This window comes from Streptomyces sp. W1SF4 (genome assembly GCF_003950035.1).
GTDB classification, from domain to species: Bacteria; Actinomycetota; Actinomycetes; order Streptomycetales; family Streptomycetaceae; genus Streptomyces; species Streptomyces racemochromogenes.
On the sequence record NZ_CP034350.1, the window covers coordinates 2,265,454 to 2,283,939 of the forward strand.

Below are 18,486 nucleotides of genomic sequence, written 5' to 3' on the forward strand. Positions count from 1 at the left end.
GCCTGGGACGGCCGAGGGCCCCTCCGCTCCACAGGGGAGCGAAGGGGCCCTCGGGCACGGCTCTTACAGGTCGAAGTAGAGCTCGAACTCGTGCGGGTGCGGGCGCTGCGCGATCGGGGCGATCTCGTGCGTGCGCTTGTAGTCGATCCAGGTCTCGATGAGGTCGGGGGTGAAGACACCGCCGGCCAGGAGGTACTCGTGGTCCTCCTCCAGGGCCTTGAGGACGTCCTCGAGGCTGGTCGGGACCTGCGGGACGCTCGCGTGCTCGTCGGGCGAGAGCTCGTAGAGGTCCTTGTCGATCGGCTCCATCGGCTCGATCTTGTTCTTGATGCCGTCGAGGCCCGCGAGGAGCAGCGCCGAGAAGGCGAGGTACGGGTTCGAGGACGGGTCCGGCGCGCGGAACTCGACGCGCTTGGCCTTCGGGTTCGAGCCCGTGATCGGGATGCGCATGGCGGCGGAGCGGTTGCGCTGCGAGTACACCATGTTGACCGGCGCCTCGAAGCCCGGCACCAGGCGGTGGTAGGAGTTCACCGTCGGGTTGGTGAAGGCGAGCAGCGACGGGGCGTGCTTGAGGATGCCGCCGATGTAGTAGCGGGCGGTGTCCGACAGGCCCGCGTAACCGGCCTCGTCGTAGAAGAGCGGCTCGCCGCCGGCCCACAGGGACTGGTGGACGTGCATGCCCGAGCCGTTGTCACCGAAGATCGGCTTCGGCATGAAGGTCGCGGTCTTGCCGTTGCGCCAGGCGACGTTCTTCACGATGTACTTGAAGAGCATCAGGTCGTCGGCCGCGGCGAGCAGCGTGTTGAACTTGTAGTTGATCTCGGCCTGGCCGCCGGTGCCGACCTCGTGGTGCTGGCGCTCGACCTGGAGGCCCTGGGCGTCCAGCTCGAGGGAGATCTCGGCGCGCAGGTCGGCGAAGTGGTCGACCGGGGCGACCGGGAAGTAGCCGCCCTTGTAGCGGACCTTGTAGCCGCGGTTGTTCTCCTCGGAGCCGGTGTTCCAGGCGCCGGCCTCGGAGTCGATGTGGTAGAAGCCCTCGTTCGCGGAGGTCGCGAAGCGCACGCTGTCGAACACGTAGAACTCGGCCTCGGGGCCGAAGAACGCGGTGTCGGCGATGCCGGTGGAGGCGAGGTAGGCCTCGGCCTTCTTGGCGATGTTGCGCGGGTCGCGGCTGTAGGCCTCACCCGTGATCGGGTCGTGGATGAAGAAGTTGATGTTGAGCGTCTTGTCCTTGCGGAACGGGTCCAGGCGCGCGGTGGTGATGTCGGCACGCAGCGCCATGTCGGACTCGTGGATCGCCTGGAAGCCGCGGATCGAGGAACCGTCGAAGGCGAGCTCCTCCGCCGGGTCGAACGCTCGCGCCGGGATGGTGAAGTGCTGCATCACACCAGGCAGGTCGCAGAAGCGGACGTCGACGAACTTGACGTCGTTCTCCTCGATGTACTGCTTCACTTCGTCGGCGTTCTTGAACATCCAACTCCTCCTACTCCCGGTCCCGGGGCAGGGACGGGCTTTGTAGCTCGTGGTGCGTCAGTGCGGTGCCGCACGCTGACCGACCATAAGCAGACGGGATTTCCCAAGCATGACCCATTTGTTTCGCACAAGTTAACCAGGGTCCGGTCCAGGCCCCGTGGAGGAGCACCGGTACCGTGGTGGAGTGGACAACAGGCAAGCAATCGGTTCCTGGCTCTCCGGCCCGCGGGCGGCTGCCGAGGAGATGGGCGTCGACTTCGGCTATCCGGGCCAGCGGCTCGGCCTGCCCCAGTCGGGACCCGGCTCCGTGGCCCGCTTCGGACGCCGGCTCGGTGCCGTCCTCGTCGACTGGATCGGCTGCCAGCTGATCGCGTACGGCCTCATCACCCACGGCGACCTGTCCGCCGCGGGGAACTGGACGCTCGCGCTGTTCCTCTCCCTGACCCTGCTGACCGTGGGCACCGTGGGATTCACCCCTGGCAAGCGGATGCTCGGCCTCCGGGTGATCGGGCAGGACGGCGGCCGCCTGGGCATCCCCCGCGTGGTGCTGCGGACGCTGCTGCTGGCCCTGGTCATCCCGGCGCTGATCTGGGACCGCGACGGGCGCGGACTGCACGACCGCCTCGCGGGCGCCGTCCAGGTCCGGATCTAGGCCCGGATCCAGCGGGACACCAGCCGCGCACCACCGCCCGCGCGTAGAGGTGGACGCGTGCGGCGGCGGTGGCCGGAAAGCACCGGTCGTATACGCACAGGGGCGCCCCCGAGCCATCCGGCTTCGGGGGCGCCCCTGTGTGTGTACGAGGAGTGCGTCAGCGCATCTTTCCGCCGCGCGGCATGCGCATGCCCTTGGGCATCGGGCCCTTCGGCACCGGCATGTTGCTCATGAGGTCACCCATGGCGCGGAGCTTGTCGTTGGTCATCGTGATCTGCTCGCCGGACAGCACCCGCGGCAGCTTCAGCAGCGTGGTGCGGACCTTCTTGAGGGGCACCTCGCCCTCGCCGGTGCCCACGATGAAGTCGTGGACCGGGATGTCGGGCATGATCCGGGCCATCTTCTTCTTCTCGGCCGCGAGCAGGGCCTTGACCCGGTTCGGGTTGCCCTCCCCGATCAGGACGACGCCCGCCTTGCCGACGGCCCGGTGGACGATGTCCTGGTTCCGGTTCATCGCGACGGCCGGGGTGGTGGTCCAGCCCCGTCCCACGTTGTCCAGTACGGCCGCGGCAGCGCCCGGCTGCCCCTCCATCTGCCCGAAGGCAGCCCGCTCGGCCCGCCGCCCGAAGACGATCGCCATCGCGAGGAACGCCACCAGCAGGCCCAGGATGCCCAGGTAGACCGGGTGGCCGATCAGGAAGCCGATCGCAAGGAAGACACCGAAGGTGACGATTCCCACGCCCGCGACGATCAGACCGACCTTCGGGTCGGCCTTGCGCGTCATCTTGTACGTCAGGGCGATCTGCTTCAGTCGCCCGGGGTTCGCAGCAGTCTCTGCGTTTGACTTCCTCGCCATAAGGCGAGTTTACGTGTCCTGCGGGGTCCGGGTCGCCGCGGCCTCGAGTACGTGCTCGGTTTCCACGCGGTCCTTCGCCCGGCGGCGGTCCTCCAGGACGGCGGCCCACGCGTTGCGCCGGGCACCGCTCATGAGCAGCGATTCCAGGCCGCGGAAGGCCTCGGTGAAGGACGGAATGGCGATGGCGCGGACTGGCGCGGCCTGCATGATGTCGACCCCTACTCTCGCTGCTCGCATCTTCGGCGTGTGCGGTGCGTGGATCCAGCGTCACTGACTGGTGTTACCAGGGCATGACCGGTCGGTCAAATGTGATGGACACGTTGCAAACACAGACGCGACCCGCCGGGCTCCTCACACGAAAAGAGCCTAGGGGCCGCGTCGATGCGGTGTTACCGATTGGTAGGTATTGTGCGTGAGTTCACACTCACGCACGGTCATGCTCGGCCGCCGGGGATCGCGCGGCCGGGCCGGGTCAGACGGCGGCGCGCTTCTCCATCGCCTGGTTGTACAGGCGGCCCGCGCGGTACGAGGACCGGACCAGCGGGCCGGACATCACACCGGAGAAGCCGATCTCCTCGGCCTCCTTCGCCAGCTCCACGAACTCCGCCGGCTTCACCCAGCGCTCCACGGGGTGGTGCCGCGGCGAGGGCCGCAGGTACTGGGTGATGGTGATGAGCTCGCAGCCGGCCTCGTGGAGCTCCTTCAGGGCCTCCGAGACCTCCTCGCGCTCCTCGCCCATGCCCAGGATCAGGTTGGACTTGGTGACGAGGCCGTAGGCGCGGGCCTGGCGGATCACGTCGAGGGAGCGCTCGTAGCGGAAGCCCGGGCGGATGCGCTTGAAGATGCGCGGAACGGTCTCGACGTTGTGCGCGAAGACCTCGGGGCGGGAGGCGAAGACCTCCTCCAGCAGCTCCGGGACCGCGTTGAAGTCGGGGGCCAGCAGCTCGACCTTGGTGTGGCCGCCCTCGCGGCCGGCCGTCTGCTGGTGGATCTGGCGCACGGTCTCCGCGTACAGCCAGGCGCCGCCGTCGGCCAGGTCGTCGCGGGCGACGCCGGTGATGGTGGCGTAGTTCAGGTCCATGGTGACCACGGACTCGCCGACGCGGCGGGGCTCGTCCCGGTCCAGGGCCTCGGGCTTGCCCGTGTCGATCTGGCAGAAGTCACAGCGCCGGGTGCACTGGTCGCCGCCGATGAGGAAGGTGGCCTCGCGGTCCTCCCAGCATTCGTAGATGTTCGGACAGCCGGCTTCCTGGCACACCGTGTGCAGTCCTTCGCCCTTCACCAGGGCCTGCATCTTGGTGTACTCGGGGCCCATCTTCGCCCGGGTCTTGATCCACTCGGGCTTGCGCTCGATGGGGGTCTGGCTGTTACGGACCTCCAGGCGCAGCATCTTGCGTCCGTCGGGTGCGACTGCGGACACGACCGGCTCCCTGTGACTTCGATTCTTCGGCGCCCACCAGGGTACGCCCGTAAATTCGTACGCTCTTACGTCCGCCAACCGGGGGCCGGTCGGAGGCATTCCCCCGGCCCGGTCAGGCCCCGGCGGCCTCGATCTCGCGGGGCCGCAGCTCGGCGTGCTCCAGCACGTCCTTCAGGTGCCGTTCGACGACCGGGAGCACCTCGGCGATGGTGACCTCGCGGCCCAGTTCGTACGAGAGCGAGGTCACACCGGCGTCCCGGATCCCGCAGGGGATGATCCGGTCGAACCAGGTGCTGTCGGGGTTCACGTTCAGGGAGAAGCCGTGCATCGTGACGCCCTTGGCGACACGGATGCCGATGGCGGCGAGCTTGCGGTCCTCGCGGCGCTGGCCGGCGTTGGAGGGGGCGTACTCGGGGCCGTGGAGCCGGGCGTCGAACTCGTCGTCGCCGGTGCGCGGGTCCGGCGCGGGGACGCTGAAGTCCAGGGAGAGGCCGCCTATGGCCGGGCGATGCTCCACGGGGTCGCCGAGGACCCAGACCCCGGAACGGCCCTCGACGCGGGTGGTCTCCAGGCCGAACTCGGCGGCGGTGCGGATGAGGGCCTCCTCCAGCCGGCGCACGTGGGCGACCACGTCGACGGGGCGGGGCAGCTTCATGATCGGGTAGCCGACCAGCTGGCCCGGGCCGTGCCAGGTGATCTTGCCGCCGCGGTCCACGTCGATGACCGGGGTGCCGTCCAGGGGGCGCTCGCTGGGGTCGGTGCGGCGGCCGGCGGTGTAGACCGGCTCGTGCTCCACCATCAGGCAGGTGTCGTCGATCTCGTCCGCGAAGCGGGCCGCGTGCACCCGGCGCTGCTCTTCCCAGGCCGCGGTGTACTCGACGGATTCCGGCCCGAAGCCCAGATGGACAAACCGAAGCTCAGTCACCGCAGCGCCTCCTCGTTGAACCTGCTGTGTGCACCTATCGCACCGCTCAAGAGTACGGCGACCCGTGCGCGGCCCCTCAGGCCCCCGGCGTCCGGCGGGGGCGCCTGCGGCCCGCGGCCGGCCGGTCCGGGTCCTCGTCGGCCCGGGGCAGCCTGCGGTGGCCCTCGGAGTGGTCGTTGACCCAGCCGCACACCCCGCACGCGTACCGCCCGTCCAGCCCCGCGATGAGGGTGCCGCAGCGGCGGCACTCGGCCTCGGTGATCTCGGGGGCGGGCAGCGGGGCGGTGGATTCCGCGGACGGGTCGGGGAGGTACGCCCCGTGGGGACGGCTGGTCATGTGGCGCAGAGTACGCGGACCAAGCGGGTCGGTCCGTAAAGAGCCCTACCCATTCTGCACACGATCGGATGAATGTGGGGCAGAGAGGGCGGTGTGAGGGGAGTTGGCCGCTACATTCACGCCGTTCACAGGGCCGGGACCCCGGTCCGTCACGTACGGAAACCGTGGAGCCGATGACCGAACGACCTGCCCAGCGTGTCCCCAACCGGCAGCTCGCGGCACTGATCGCGGAAGCCGGGTTCTCCAACGCCGGGCTCGCCCGCCGTGTCGACCAGCTCGGTCTGGAACACGGTCTGGACCTGCGGTACGACAAAACCTCCGTGACCCGCTGGCTACGCGGCCAGCAGCCCCGCGGCACCACCCCGGCGCTGATCGCGGAGGTCTTCACGCGCCGCCTCGGGCGGCGGCTGTCGGCACAGGATCTGGGCCTGGACGCGTGCGCTCCCGTCTACGCCGGGCTGGAGTTCGCGGCCACCCCGGAGGAGGCCGTGGACATCGCGAGCGGGCTGTGGCGCAAGGACTCCGGCTCCCACGCCGAGCTCCGCAAGATCGCCTTCACCCCGGCCGGCCTGGTGGTGCCCAGCCGGGACTGGCTGATCGGACGCGCCGATGAACGCGTCGGCCGCGGCGCCGACCCCGCCGCGCACCGGGTCCCCACCCAGGGCCGCACCTCGGTGCCCCGGCAGCGGCAGATCGACCGGGGGCCCGGACAGCGGGTGACCAGCGGGGACATCGCGGCGCTGCGCTCGGTCAGCGAGCTGTTCCGGACCCTGGACCACACCTACGGCGGCGGCCACGCCCGCCAGGCCCTGGTGCGGTACCTGGAGCACGAGGCCGAGCCGATGCTGCGCGGCACCTACGGGGAGACCACCGGGCGCCGGCTGTTCGCCGCGGCCGCCGACCTGACCCGGCTCGCGGGCTGGACCTCGTACGACATCGCCGCGCACGGGCTGGCGCAGCGGTACTTCGTCCAGGCGCTGCGGCTGGCGCAGGCGGCCGGGGACCGGCCGTACGGGTCGTACGTGCTGATCACCATGAGCCGTCAGGCCGTCTACCTGGGGCACGGCCGGGAGGCGGTGCAGCTGGCCCGGGTCGCCCAGCAGGGCGTGGGCTCGGGGCCGCCGCCGGTGGTGCAGTCGCTGCTGCACGCCTCGGAGGCGCGGGGGCACGCGGTGCTGGGCGAGGTGCGGGCGGCGACGGCCTCGCTGGTGCGGGCGGAGCGGGCGCTGGGCGCGGCCCGGCCGGGGGACGACGTACCGCACTGGGCGCGGCTGTTCGACGAGGGGCAGCTCGCGGACGAGTTCGGGCACTGCCACCGGGACCTCCAGCAGTACCGGGCCTCGGCGCAGCACGCGGAGCGCTCGCTCCAGCTGAGGGCGCCCGGGTTCGCGCGGTCGCGGCTGTTCTGCCGGGTGGTGCTGGCCACGGCGCGGCTGGGGCTGGGCGAGCTGGACCAGGCGTGCGCGCTGGGGGCGGAGGCGGCGCAGCAGGCGATGGAGATGCGGTCGGTGCGCGCGGTGGAGTACGTACGGGACTTCGAGCGGCGGCTGGAGCCGTACCGGGACGCGGCGGCGGTGCGGACGTACCGGGACCGGGTGTCGGCGCTCAGCTGACGGGGCGGCCGGGGGCGGCCACGGGCCCGGCCCCCGGGGGGACCGGGCCCGCGGCCGGTGGTCTCAGGCGGCCGCCGGCAGGGCGGGCTCGGGCCGGGCGGGCAGCGGGATGCCGAAGTCGCGCAGCAGGGCGGTCGCGGCGCGGCGGGCGGAGTGCAGGGCGCCCTGGACGGTGTTGGAGTCGCGGTGGTCGCCGCAGACGTAGAGCCCGGCCAGGACGCGTACGGGCCGCTGCCTGTCGTGGGGCGGGGGCATCGCCGGGACGGCCTCCGGGGTGTGGTGGACGGCCAGCGGCTCCCAGTCCCGCGTCGAGGTGTCGTACAGCCGGGCCAGCCGGGAGGCGACGGTCCGGGCGGGCGGCGGCGGGCCGTGCACGGTGGTGGTGACCAGGCTGCGGCCGGCGGGGGCCCGAGTGGGGTCGATGGCGCTCATCACGGTGGTGTGGGCGAGCGGCCACTTCGGGTCGGCGTCCAGGAGCAGGGAGCCGTCCCAGGGCAGGGGTTCGGGGGTGGCGTGGTGGATGACGGTGACCTCGTGGAAGGCCGGCACGCGCAGTCCCGGGAGGAGTTCGGCGGCCGCCCGGGCGCCGGTGGCGAGCAGGACGGCGCGACAGCCGAAGTCGCCGTGCTCCTCGGTGGTGACGAGGTTGGTCGCCACCGAGCGCACGCGGATCCCGGTGCGGACGGTGCCGGGCGGCAGGGCCGCGGCGAGCATGCCGGGCAGGGTGGCCGCGCCGCCCTCGGGCACGGCGAGGCGGCCTCTGGCGAAGGTGCGCAGCGCGAGGTCGGCGACGCGGCTGGAGGTGGTGAGCTCCGGGTCGCGGAGCAGGGTGGACAGCAGGGGGCGCAGGACGCCGGTCACGGTGCGCGGGGGCAGGCCGCGGGAGCCGAGGGCGGCGAGGGCGGTGCGTTCGGGCCGGGCGAGGACGCGGTCCAGGGGCAGCGCCGCGAGCCGGCCGAGCGCGGCGCTGAAGCGGGCTTGGTCGAGGGAGCCGCTGGCGAGCGCGCGGGCGGGGGTCAGGGCCCCGGCCCGCTGCTGCCTGCCGTCGGCCCCGTGCACCAGGACGCCGGGGGCGAAGGGGCGCAGGACCAGTCCCGTGAGGCCCGGGGTGCGGGCCGGTTCGGTGTAGGCGGTGTTGAGGAGCTGGCCGACCCGGTCGAGCCGGAACCCGTCGGCCGATTCGGTGGCCATGCGGCCGCCGGGGTCGTCGGCGGTCTCCAGGACGCTGACGGTGACCCCTGCCGCGATCAGGTAGTGCGCGGCCGCGAGTCCTGAGACTCCGGCTCCTACGATGACGACGTCCGCGTGATGTGCGGCATGGTGTGAGCTGCTGAGCACGTGCCCCTCCCCGAGGTCGGCGCGGCTGTGTGGGGATCCTCCTTCCCCCAACGGGCTCCGGGAGAACCCGAGTCCGGCTGGGGATTGCGCACAGATCCGGTCGCACGACGGTCGCACACGGGTCACGAACGGTCGCACACGATCACACCCCTGCTCCCGCCTTTACTCGTTGATGGCCGCCCTGATCGACTCCTCGATGCCGGGGTACGTGAACGTGAACCCGGACTCCAACAGCCGCGCCGGACGCGCCCGCTGACTGCCCAGCACGTCCTGGGACAGCTCCCCGAGGGCCAGGCGCAGGGCGGGGGCGGGGACCGCGAACGCGACCGGGCGGCGCAGCACACGGCCCATGGCGGCGGTGACCTCACGGTTGGTCAGGGGCTGCGGGGCGGTCAGGTTGAAGGGCCCGTCGAGGCCGGGCGTCTCCATCAGGAACCGCAGGGCGGCGACCTCGTCGTGCAGGGAGATGAACGACCAGTACTGGCGGCCGCTGCCCAGCCGCCCCCCGAGGCCCGCCTTGAAGATCGGGAACATCCGCCCCCAGGCCCCGCCCCCGGCGGCGACCACCAGCCCGGTACGGGCGGACACGGTCCGGATCCCGGCCTCCCGGGCGGGGGCGGCGGCGGCCTCCCACTCGACGCAGACGGAAGGCAGGAACCCGCTCCCGGCGGGGGCGGACTCGTCGACGGCCCGCTCCCCCGTGTCCCCGTAGTACCCGACCGCCGACCCGCACACGAACACCCCCGGCGGATCGTCCAGCGCCGCCACGGCCCGGGCGAGGGCGCCGGTCCCCAGCACCCTGCTGTCGCGGATCTCCCTCTTGTACGCCTCCGTCCAGCGGTGGTCGCCGACGCCGGCCCCCGCCAGGTTCACGACGGCGTCACACCCGCGCAGCCCGGCGGGGTCGACGTACCCGCTCCGCGGATCCCAGCGCGCCTCCCCCTCCCGGGCGGGGTCGCGCCGCACGAAGCGGACGGTGTCGTGGCCGTCGGCGTGGAGGGAGCGGACGAGGGCCTTGCCGATGAGTCCGGAGGCTCCGGTGATGGCGATGCGCATGCGCCCAAGTCTTCCCCGTTTCCGCCGCCCCGCCCGCGCGGCTCCCCGGCCTCCACCGCCGGTGCGCAGCGAATCCCAGCCCCGTCGGCGTTCGAGGCGCGGGGGTCCGGGGGCGGAGCCCCCGGAGCGGACCCGTCCCCGCCCGGCCAGGGCAAGGGTCAGGCCGAGCCCAGCCAGGTGCCCACCGCGTACGTGACGGCCATCGCGACGGCCCCGCCCACCACGTTCCGCAGCACCGCCCTCGGCACCGGCGCCCCGCCCAGCCGCGCGCTGACGACCCCGCACAGCGCCAGCGCCCCCAGCACCGCCACCACCGTCACCGGCACCCGCCACGACGCCCCCGGCAGGACCACCGCCAGCAGCGGCAGCAGCGCCCCGGCCGTGAAGGCGAGCAGGCTGGCGAAGGCGGCGTGCCACGGGTTCGCCAGCTCGTCCGGCTCGATCCCCAGCTCCACCCGGGCGTGCGCCCGCAGCGCGTCCCGTTCCGTCAGCTGCACGGCGGCCTCCCGGGCCAGGTCGCGGCTCAGGCCCCGCGCGGCCAGCAGCTCCGTCAGCTCGTCCAGCTCCGCTTCCGGCTCCTGCGCCAGCTCCCGCCGCTCCACCTCCAGCGCCGCCCACTCGGAGTCCCGCTGCGAGCTGACCGACACGTACTCCCCCGCCGCCATCGACAGCGAGCCGGCGAGGAGCCCGGCCACGCCCGCCGTGAGGATCGCGGTGCGCGAGGTGGTGGCGCCGGCCACGCCGACGACCAGGCCCGCGGTGGAGATGATGCCGTCGTTGGCGCCGAGCACCCCCGCCCGCAGCCAGTTCAGCCGGGTGCTGATCGCCGCGCTCCGCGTATCCGTCACGCCACCACTGTCGCGGCGCGCGCCCGGCAGGGCCACCCGGCGTGCGCGGTCCGGGCCGCCGTACCAGGGTGGAGGGGTGAGACGCGGACGGGAGGAGCCGGGCTGGCTGCAGGGGGCACCGCCGCCGCGCTGGGCCCGGATCGCGCCCGCGGTGGCCCTGGTCGCCCTCTGCCTCACCCAGTGGACCACCCGCACGGAGGAGCTGGGCTACTTCCTGGCGGCCCTGCCCGCCGTGGCCGCCTTCGCCTACGGGCCCGCCGGCACGGCCGTCTTCGCCGCGATCGTGCTGCTCCTGCTCGGCGTCCCCGAGCTGCGGGTCGGACACGCGCGCGGCAGCGACCTGGCCACCGTGGCCACCGTCGGACTGCTCAGCATGGTCATCGCCTGGGTACGGCGGCGCCGGGACACCCAGCTGGTCAGCGTGCGTACGGTCGCCGAGGCGGCCCAGCTGGCGGTGCTGCCGCCGGTGCCGGAGCGGGTGGGCCGGGTGCGCTGCGCCGGGCTGTACCGGGCCGCGCAGCGGGGCACGCTGGTCGGCGGCGACCTGTTCGACGTACGGGCCGGGCCGTACGGGGTGCGGGTGGTGGTCGGGGACGTGCAGGGGCACGGGCTGGCGGCCGTCGGAACGGTGGCCTCGTTGCTCGGCGCGTTCCGCGAGGCGGTCCTGGACGACCGGGGGCTCGCGGCGGTGGCGACGCGGCTGGACCGGCGGCTGGCGGCGGACGCGGCCGCGGACTGCGTGGCGCACCCCGAGCTGTTCGCGACGGCGCTGCTGCTGGAGTTCCCGCCGGCGCTGGACCTCGTACGGGTCGTGTCGTGCGGGCATCCGCCGGCGCTGCTGCTGCGGGGGCCCACGGTCACGGAGGTGGCCGTGGAGCCGGGGCCCCCGCTGGGCCTGGGCCTGACCGGGCCGGCACTCCCGGCGGTGGCCGAGCTGCCGCTGCTGCCCGGCGACCGGCTGCTCGCGCACACCGACGGGGTCACCGAGGCCCGCGACGCGGCCGGGCACTTCTACCCGCTGGCGGTACGGGTCCCCGTGCTGGCGAACGACCCGGCGGGGCTGGTACCGGCGGTGTGGCGGGACCTCGCGGCCTTCACCGCCGGCGGCCCGCGCGACGACGTGGCGCTGCTGCTGCTGTCGCCCGAACAGCGGTTGCCGGGCGCGGCGGGGCCCGCCTAGTTTCAGGGGGCATGCACTGTGCGTCCTCGTCCCGACACCCGTGGGAGCCGCCATGTCCATGCCGATGCTGCTGATCAGGGGAACCTTCCGCGCGAAGGGCACCAAACCCGACGGGGACACCCTCTCCTTCACCCCGGACGACGTGAGCGACTGGAAGCGCGTGCCGGGCGCCAGGCCGGTCGTGCCAGGGGCCTTCGGCAGCGCCTCCATCCGCCTCGAGAGCATCGACGCCCTGGAGACCCACTACGGCGACAAGGACTCGCCCTCGGGCGTACAGCACCAGCCCCTGGCCCTGGCACACGCGGCCGCGGACGCGCTGCTGAAGGCGGTCGGCTTCACCGACTTCCACCGGGCCGGGGACACGGCCGGGGGCGGGACCGGGACCGGCGGCGGGACCGGGGCAGGAACCGGGACCGGGGGTACGGCCGGCGACGACGCCGAGAAGATCACCAGCACCATCCCGGAGACCGTCCAGGGCTGGATCCTCACCCGCGGCGCCGACGTCTACGGCCGGTGCGTGGCCCTCGTCGGCAAGGGCCTGCCGCCCGCGTTCAACGGCTACGAGGTCGACGTGGACGACGCGGTGCTGGAGAAGACGGTCAACTACCAGCTGATCAAGGACGGCCTGGTCTACCCCACCTACTACAGCGGCTTCTCCGAGGTGCTGCGCGCGTCCCTCACCTCGGCCGCCGCGGCGGCGCGGGAGACGGGCAAGGGCGTGTGGAAGGAGGACCGAACCCTCAGGGGGGCCGAGGTCGTCTCCCTGTCCTCGCTGACCGGCGACCAGGGGGCCGTGATCCTCCCGAAGCTCTTCCGCCGGCTGAAGGACTACCTGGACCTGGAGCCGGGGAACCCGTCCCTCGCCTGCTTCCGCGCCTACCTGGCGGGGGCGTGGGAGGACCGGTTCCACCTCCAGGGCAGGCCGGGCGTCTTCAGCGGCATGCACCACATCGTCGAGGTGGAGGGGCAGGTGGTGAGGATGACCCACGGCCCGACGGAGGTCGTCTTCGTGGAGCGGTGAGCGGCGGCCCGCCGGCACTTCCCCGGGCCGGCCGGCCGCCGCCCCCGCCTGCGCACCCGTGCGTCAGCCGCCGTTGGCCACGATGAAGGCGCGGACCATCCGGCAGGTGACGTTCGACGGGCGGCGGATGCCCACCCGCACCGCCATCGTGCGTATCTTGCGGTTGGTCGCGCGCTTGGCGTCGTACGTCCCCGTGTCGAGCAGGGAGATCGCGAGCCGCATCGCCTTCAGACGGCGGTTGTGGTTCTCGTACCACTCGCGGGGCAGGCCCGCCGGCAGCGGCTTCTTCTTGGGCATCGAAATGATCGCGGCAGCGGCCATCTACAGCCTCCCAAACGGTAGTTGGCTTCCTGTCGTTCTCCTTCGATTTTACCGGCGGGCACTGACAAAAGCCCTGGCCGGACAGAGTCTGACTACCCTTGCGGGCATGGAGATCTGGATCAATCCCGCCTGTTCGAAGTGCCGGAGCGCGCTGACCCTGCTGGACGCGGAGGGCGCCGACTACACGGTGCGCCGCTACCTGGAGGACGTACCGTCCGAGGCCGAGATCCGGGAGGTGCTGGGCCGCCTCGGACTGGAGCCGTGGGACATCACGCGCACCTCCGACGCCCTCGCGAAGGAGACCGGCGTACGGGACCTGCCGCGCGAGGAGACGGACGGGGCGCGGGCCCGCTGGATCGCCCACCTCGCCGCCCACCCGAAGCTGATCCAGCGCCCGATCATCACCGCCGAGGACGGCACGGCGGTGGTAGCCCGCTCGGAGGAGGCCGTCCGCGACGCGCTCTCTCGGTCGGGCGGGGGCCGCTAATGGTCACCGATAGGTGAACAAATGCGGCAAATTCTGCCTGTTCTGCAACCGGAAGGTACGTTCTCCCATCAAGACTGACAGGGAGATACCTCCGCTCGCCCGCTGGGCAGCCCCGACCGCTCGGAGTGAAGTTCGTTGCAGCAGCAGTACCCGCAGACATCGCCGTACGCGCAGCAGCCGCAGCCGCAGCCGCAGCCGTCGTACGGGCACCCGCCCATGGGCCACGGCGCCGGCCCCGAGCAGCTGTGCGTGCACTGCGGGCAGCCGCCGTTCGGCCCGCCCCGCCCCAAGCGGTCCCGGGCCAAGCTCTGGATCGGCGGGGCCGTGGTCGCCGCGCTGCTCGCCGGCGGGGGCGGCTACGCGTACTGGGGGACGGACTGGTTCGACGGCAACGGCGAGGACGTCACCTTCGCCAAGCCCAAGACCCCGGCCCAGGGCGCGGGCGCGGCCTCCGGCGGCGGCGCGGCCGCGAACGGCCCCGACCCGGACGTGTCGCTGCCGACCGGCCCCGCCTCACAGTTCAAGCAGTCGACCAAGCTCGACGACGGCACCCGAATATCGAAGACCCGCCTCAAGGGCGCCAAGTCCGGCTTCGAGGGCGACGTCTGGGTGTGGACGCCCAAGGAGTACGACGAGGCGAAGTACGCCAACAGCGCCTTCCCCGTGATGATCGCCCTCCCCGGCGGCAACGGCTACCCCGACAACTACTGGGCGACCATGCCCAACATCGGCCTCCAGAAGGCGATAGCGGAGTCCTCCGCCAAGGGCACGGGCCTGCCCTTCATCCTGGTCATGCCGCTGCTCAACCCCGACAACAAGAACTACTACGACGGCTCCGACATCCCCGGGCAGCCCAAGATGGGCACCTGGATCGCCGAGGACGTCCCCGACCTGGCCAAGGCCAACTTCCGGACGTACAAGTCCCGCGACGGCTGGGCCATCATGGGCAACTCCTCCGGCGCCTTCGTGGGCCTCAAGCAGGTCATGCAGCACCCCGAGAAGTTCCGCGGCGTCATCGCGAACGGCGGCGAGACGGCCCCCGACTCCCCGCTGTGGAAGAACAACAAGGCGGAGATGGACGCCAACGACCCCGCCAAGCTGGCCCAGAAGCTGATCCAGTCGAAGGGGCCGGAGGTCTACGTCAACTTCCAGTACGGGACGAAGGAGGGCGGCCGGGACCGGCTGGAGAAGTTCCAGCGCGAGAACGGCAAGGGCCCCATCAAGATCGACCTGTACGAGATCCAGGGCGGCGACCACAACGGCTGGGACTACGTGCGCGGCATGAAGGAACAGGGCCTGGCCGCCCTGAGCAAGGTCATGAAGGGCCCGAAGCCGAGCGCCGGCTGACCGGGGCCGCCAGGCGCCGGGCGATCTCGGCGGCCGCCGTCAGCGGCAGGGCGTGGTGCGACACCCCGGGCAGTACGTCGACCCGCGCGCCCGGCAGCGCCCGCCGCGCGGCGGCGGCAGCCCGGCCTGGGTCATGGCAGCGGGCCCGCCCGGCGAAGAGGACCTCGACCTCCACCTCCACCGGCAGCCCGCCGAGCCGGGCCAGGTCGGGGCGCGGACCGGTGACCGGCCGCACGGCGGGGAAGGCGGCCGCCGCCTCCTGGAGCCGCGTCCAGACGGGGTCGAGCGCCGCCCCGCCGGTCTCCCAGGCCAGGAAGGACCGGACCCGCGTCGGGGTGGGCCGCACCAGCATCGGCAGCGCCCGCAGCACGTACCCGGGGCGCAGCCCGGCGAAGACCCGGGTCGGGTCGAGCAGGACGAGCCGGTCGAACCGCCGGGGGCGCCGCGCGGCGACGTGGGCGGCGATCCAGGCCCCGTAGGAGTGCCCGGCGAGGGTCACGGGGCCACCGACGAGGCCTGTGAGCCCGTCGAGCCCGTCGAGCAGCGCGTCGAGCCAGGCGGCGAGGTCCCCGACCCGGCGCACCGGCCGCCCGGGCGCCGGCACGCTGAGCCCGGGCTCCCCCACCAGGTCCACGGCATGCACCCGCCGGTCCCGCCCCAGCCCGGCCGCCGCACAGGCCCCCCACCCGGCGGAACTGGCCCCACCGCCGGGCAGCAGCACCACCGGCGGCGCGGCGGCATCGACGGGCCCGAAGCTGTTGACCCGGGTGACCCCGTACGGCGTGGGCACGTCGACGGCCTCGACGGGGAGGGGCCACCGGGCGAGGGCCTGGTCGTAGGCGCTGCGGAAGGAGGTGGTGCGGGAGGTGGCGGTGCGGGAGGTGATGGTGCGGGACACGGTCGACTCCAATCCCTCGCTGAGCGATAATCTCGCCCAGCGAGAGATCCTAGAGCGGAGCGACGTGGACGACAACCTTGAACTGGTGCACCTGCTGCGCGCGGTGACCGTCGAATTCGGCCTCCGCCAGGCGGAGTTCGCCGCCGCCAACGGCATGCACCCGACCGACGTACGGGCCCTGATCTGTCTCCTGGACGCGGCCCGCGCCGCCGAACCCGCCACCCCGGGCCTCCTGGGCACGCGACTCGGCCTCAACTCGGCCGGCACCACGTCGGTGGTCGACCGCCTGGAGCGCCTGGGCCACGTGGAACGCGTCCGCGACCCCGCCGACCGCCGCCGCGTCCTCATCCGCGTCCGCCCGGAAGCCGTCACCCTGGGCCAGGAATTCTTCGGCCCCATGCTGAACGGCGTCCTGAAAGCCCTGACCCCCCTCTCCCCGGCCGAACGCACCACGATCCACGCCTTCCTGACGGCGGCGAGGGAGGCGTTCACGGCCTGAGGACCGCGCGCGCCGGAGGCGAAGTGGCGTTTCGGCTGGTGAAAGGGATGGGCCGAACGGGTGAGGGCGTCGTTTCTGCGCTGTCGCGGGCAGGTGCGGGGCGCCTAGAACGGTCGGCATGATCAAGAACCTCGTGAGGCGCGGTCTGCCCGCGCTCGCCCTCGCCTTCCTGCCCGTCCTGACCGCCGTGCCGGCCGCCGACGCGACCCCCGCCAACGCCGCCGCGTCCGCCAACGCCCTCCGGCGCGACGCCCACTTCTACGCCCCCTCCACCATCCGCCAGAACCAGGCCTGGACCTCCGGCAACGGCCGGACCGTCCTCCGGGTCCAGGAGGACGGCAACTTCGTCCTCTACAAGGACGGCCGCCCGGCCTGGCAGGCCCCCAACGTCTGGCCCAAGGCCGCCACCGCCGTCATGCAGGAGGACGGCAACTTCGTCGTCTACGACAGCTCCGGCACCCCCGTGTGGGCAGCTGGCACCTGGTCCAAGGGCCGCTACCTCGCGGTCCAGGACGACGGCAACGCCGTCGTCTACGACGGCTCGGGCCGCCCCGTCTGGGCCACCAACACCGGCGACTGAGCGGAGGGGGTTGGGGGAGGGCCTCGTCCGGGATCGGGCGGGGCTTTCCCTGCGTACGGGGGAGGCCGGGGGCGGGATCCCCTCGGGCGGTCTCAGGGAGGGTTGGGGGTTTCCCGTCAGTCCCATCGTCCTTCCGGTTCGGGCCGGTCCCTCAAGGGCGCTCCCTTCGGTCGCGTCGCTACGCGATGGCCTTCGGCCACCCTTGACCGACCGACCCGAACCGGAAAGCCGAAAGACTGCCGGGAAACCCCCAAAGAAACGGCACGGACGATCCTGGGAGGAGCGGGTCCCTCAGTGCCGAGGCGAGGGGCCGGGCGCCGGCCCGCCCGACATACGGCTCCCTATGTCCGTGATTCCGGTCCAGGGGCGCGACAATCCGCACCAAAGGTCGATCCGGGCGACCTGGGAAGCCCCCAGACGCGTCAGATCGCTACGCACTCCTCATCTCTCAGCGTCCGGCGGCCGTCCTGGGCTGATACCCGCACGAGAGGACGAACGGAGCAGCGCAGGGAGCCGACGGGCGCGACGGATCGCTACGCTCCCCTCGTCTCGGCGGCCGGCGACCGCCTGTGGCTGATACCTGCACCAGAGGGTGGTCAGGACGGGCGGGAAGCGCGTGGGCGGCAAACGACTGAAGCGGTCAGCCGACGAGGTACTCGTACAGCGCCTGGTGGCCCTCGCCACTGGGGTGTATGCCGTCGACGAGGAGGCCGGGCCTGTCGCGCAGGGGCTCCCACATGTCGACGAAGTCGACGTGGTTGTCGGCGCACCAGCTCCGCAGGGATTCGCGCAGCTTCAGGGCCCGGTCCCGGGTGAAGCGTAGACCCTCGTAGTCCCCGGTCCGTTCCTCGTCCAGCCAGATCGGTCCGAGGACGACCAGGCGCGCGTTGTGCGCATGGGCGGTGGCCGCCAGCGCGTCGAGACCGTTCGCGATGTCCGCCAGCCCGTCGGTGTCCGGCGCCGCGAGGGGGACGGCGGAGTCGTTGATCCCTGCGGCGAGAAGAATGGTGTCGGGCAGGCGAGGGCGCAACAGGACGGGGGTCTGCTCGCTGACGGCGGCCAGGGTCGTGCCGGGTATGGCGAGGTTGAACACCCGGTGCGCGGCCTCGTTCTCGGCGATGTGCGTAGCCGCCAGCCGGGCGGCCCATCCCCCCTCCGGGTCGCAACGCCCGTAGGCGATGCTGTCGCCCACGATCAGGATCCGCGCCGCCGGCCGCAGCGGCTTCGCGTCCAGGTACGCCCAGGCACTCTCCCCGGAGGCGAGGAGCACCCGTCGTCGCGCGTAGTCGTCGACCTCGTAGCCGTCGGCCGCCACCAACTGCTCGTCAGTGAGCTCGAGAACGACTCCGTCGACGACACCACCGATCCTGCGCTCCAGGATCAGGTGCACGTCGAGGCCACTGGCGGCGATCACGTCCGGGTCTGTGATCTTCAGCGGCCTGGTCGCGTACCCGGCCAGCGAGGCGGGGCGACTGGGTACGACCTGGCCGAAGAGGGCCGTCTGGACCTTGGGGTCCATCAACGTGCCGAACGAAAAGAGGACGTGGGGGCGCGAATCGCTCACGATGAGGCTTTCTTCAGAATCGATCAGCTGTGTGGATCAAGGTACCCATCCCCCTGCGCATCCCGGGCTGC

20 protein-coding genes are annotated in these 18,486 nt (G+C 72.5%); 8 read left to right on the forward strand and 12 right to left on the reverse strand.

The annotated features are described in order from the left end of the window. Nucleotides 1–63 precede the first annotated feature (63 nt). Nucleotides 64–1,473: a type I glutamate--ammonia ligase gene (glnA, locus tag D1J60_RS10590; protein ID WP_007263729.1), complete on the reverse strand. Its 1,410-nt coding sequence runs from the start codon at nt 1,471–1,473 to the stop codon at nt 64–66. A 184-nt stretch (nt 1,474–1,657) separates the two neighbouring features. On the opposite strand from glnA, the gene D1J60_RS10595 reads away from it, so the two are divergent. Next, nucleotides 1,658–2,125 carry an RDD family protein gene (locus tag D1J60_RS10595; RefSeq protein ID WP_125820925.1) on the forward strand — a complete coding sequence of 156 codons (468 nt, stop codon included), beginning with the start codon at nt 1,658–1,660 and terminating at the stop codon, nt 2,123–2,125. A 157-nt stretch (nt 2,126–2,282) separates the two neighbouring features. On the opposite strand, the gene D1J60_RS10600 is transcribed toward D1J60_RS10595, so the two are convergent. The 5 genes from D1J60_RS10600 to D1J60_RS10620 form a co-directional block, all read right to left on the reverse strand. Then, nucleotides 2,283–2,981, reverse strand: a complete 699-nt coding sequence (locus D1J60_RS10600) for a DUF4191 domain-containing protein (protein ID WP_125595527.1) — start codon at nt 2,979–2,981, stop codon at nt 2,283–2,285. Between the two features lie 9 nt (nt 2,982–2,990). Next, on the reverse strand, nt 2,991–3,188 hold the full coding sequence (locus D1J60_RS10605; RefSeq protein ID WP_125595526.1) for a hypothetical protein: 198 nt from the start codon (nt 3,186–3,188) through the stop codon (nt 2,991–2,993). Nucleotides 3,189–3,453: 265 nt separating this feature from the next. Continuing rightward, entirely contained in the window at nt 3,454–4,401 is a 948-nt protein-coding gene (lipA, locus tag D1J60_RS10610; RefSeq protein ID WP_007263733.1) for a lipoyl synthase, read from the reverse strand. Between the two features lie 112 nt (nt 4,402–4,513). Continuing rightward, nucleotides 4,514–5,326 (reverse strand): lipoyl(octanoyl) transferase LipB, encoded by an 813-nt coding sequence (gene lipB, locus D1J60_RS10615; protein ID WP_125820926.1) that lies wholly within the window; start codon nt 5,324–5,326, stop codon nt 4,514–4,516. A 76-nt stretch (nt 5,327–5,402) separates the two neighbouring features. Next, on the reverse strand, nt 5,403–5,663 hold the full coding sequence (locus D1J60_RS10620; RefSeq protein WP_241253206.1) for a hypothetical protein: 261 nt from the start codon (nt 5,661–5,663) through the stop codon (nt 5,403–5,405). A gap of 173 nt (nt 5,664–5,836) precedes the next feature. On the opposite strand from D1J60_RS10620, the gene D1J60_RS10625 reads away from it, so the two are divergent. Further along, entirely contained in the window at nt 5,837–7,276 is a 1,440-nt protein-coding gene (locus D1J60_RS10625) for a regulator (protein ID WP_125595524.1), read from the forward strand. 63 nt (nt 7,277–7,339) lie between these two features. On the opposite strand, the gene D1J60_RS10630 is transcribed toward D1J60_RS10625, so the two are convergent. The 3 genes from D1J60_RS10630 to D1J60_RS10640 form a co-directional block, all read right to left on the reverse strand. Next, nucleotides 7,340–8,614: an NAD(P)/FAD-dependent oxidoreductase gene (locus D1J60_RS10630; RefSeq protein WP_125820927.1), complete on the reverse strand. Its 1,275-nt coding sequence runs from the start codon at nt 8,612–8,614 to the stop codon at nt 7,340–7,342. A gap of 162 nt (nt 8,615–8,776) precedes the next feature. After that, a complete protein-coding gene (locus tag D1J60_RS10635; protein WP_125820928.1) occupies nt 8,777–9,670 on the reverse strand; it encodes a TIGR01777 family oxidoreductase in 894 nt (297 codons plus the stop codon). A gap of 158 nt (nt 9,671–9,828) precedes the next feature. Then, nucleotides 9,829–10,518 (reverse strand): VIT family protein, encoded by a 690-nt coding sequence (locus D1J60_RS10640; RefSeq protein ID WP_125820929.1) that lies wholly within the window; start codon nt 10,516–10,518, stop codon nt 9,829–9,831. Between D1J60_RS10640 and D1J60_RS10645 the strand changes: the two genes are divergently transcribed. Both D1J60_RS10645 and D1J60_RS10650 read left to right on the forward strand, forming a co-directional pair. After that, on the forward strand, nt 10,436–11,698 hold the full coding sequence (locus tag D1J60_RS10645) for a PP2C family protein-serine/threonine phosphatase (protein WP_125823958.1): 1,263 nt from the start codon (nt 10,436–10,438) through the stop codon (nt 11,696–11,698). The genes D1J60_RS10640 and D1J60_RS10645 overlap by 83 nt on opposite strands. A 52-nt stretch (nt 11,699–11,750) precedes the next feature. After that, nucleotides 11,751–12,719 (forward strand): nuclease, encoded by a 969-nt coding sequence (locus tag D1J60_RS10650; RefSeq protein ID WP_347147185.1) that lies wholly within the window; start codon nt 11,751–11,753, stop codon nt 12,717–12,719. A 63-nt stretch (nt 12,720–12,782) separates the two neighbouring features. Here D1J60_RS10650 and D1J60_RS10655 read toward each other — a convergent pair whose 3' ends face one another. Then, nucleotides 12,783–13,040, reverse strand: a complete 258-nt coding sequence (locus D1J60_RS10655; RefSeq protein WP_125820930.1) for a hypothetical protein — start codon at nt 13,038–13,040, stop codon at nt 12,783–12,785. Between the two features lie 106 nt (nt 13,041–13,146). Between D1J60_RS10655 and D1J60_RS10660 the strand changes: the two genes are divergently transcribed. Together D1J60_RS10660 and D1J60_RS10665 are read left to right on the forward strand one after the other, a co-directional pair. Then, the gene (locus D1J60_RS10660; RefSeq protein WP_125820931.1) at nt 13,147–13,527 is read left to right on the forward strand and encodes an ArsC/Spx/MgsR family protein; all 381 of its coding nucleotides are present in this window, start codon (nt 13,147–13,149) and stop codon (nt 13,525–13,527) included. Nucleotides 13,528–13,662: 135 nt separating this feature from the next. Further along, the gene (locus D1J60_RS10665) at nt 13,663–14,874 is read left to right on the forward strand and encodes an alpha/beta hydrolase-fold protein (RefSeq protein ID WP_241253207.1); all 1,212 of its coding nucleotides are present in this window, start codon (nt 13,663–13,665) and stop codon (nt 14,872–14,874) included. Here the strand turns inward: D1J60_RS10665 and D1J60_RS10670 are convergent. Further along, the gene (locus tag D1J60_RS10670) at nt 14,843–15,772 is read right to left on the reverse strand and encodes an alpha/beta fold hydrolase (protein ID WP_125820932.1); all 930 of its coding nucleotides are present in this window, start codon (nt 15,770–15,772) and stop codon (nt 14,843–14,845) included. The genes D1J60_RS10665 and D1J60_RS10670 overlap by 32 nt on opposite strands. On the opposite strand from D1J60_RS10670, the gene D1J60_RS10675 reads away from it, so the two are divergent. Then, entirely contained in the window at nt 15,759–16,271 is a 513-nt protein-coding gene (locus D1J60_RS10675; protein ID WP_125823961.1) for a MarR family transcriptional regulator, read from the forward strand. The two genes, D1J60_RS10670 and D1J60_RS10675, sit on opposite strands and share 14 nt — an antisense overlap. Before the next feature lie 118 nt (nt 16,272–16,389). Beyond that, nucleotides 16,390–16,851 carry a hypothetical protein gene (locus tag D1J60_RS10680; protein ID WP_125820933.1) on the forward strand — a complete coding sequence of 154 codons (462 nt, stop codon included), beginning with the start codon at nt 16,390–16,392 and terminating at the stop codon, nt 16,849–16,851. Nucleotides 16,852–17,491: 640 nt separating this feature from the next. On the opposite strand, the gene D1J60_RS10685 is transcribed toward D1J60_RS10680, so the two are convergent. Next, nucleotides 17,492–18,415, reverse strand: coding sequence for a GDSL-type esterase/lipase family protein (locus tag D1J60_RS10685; protein ID WP_125820934.1), 924 nt, complete (start codon nt 18,413–18,415; stop codon nt 17,492–17,494). Between the last annotated feature and the right edge of the window lie 71 nt (nt 18,416–18,486).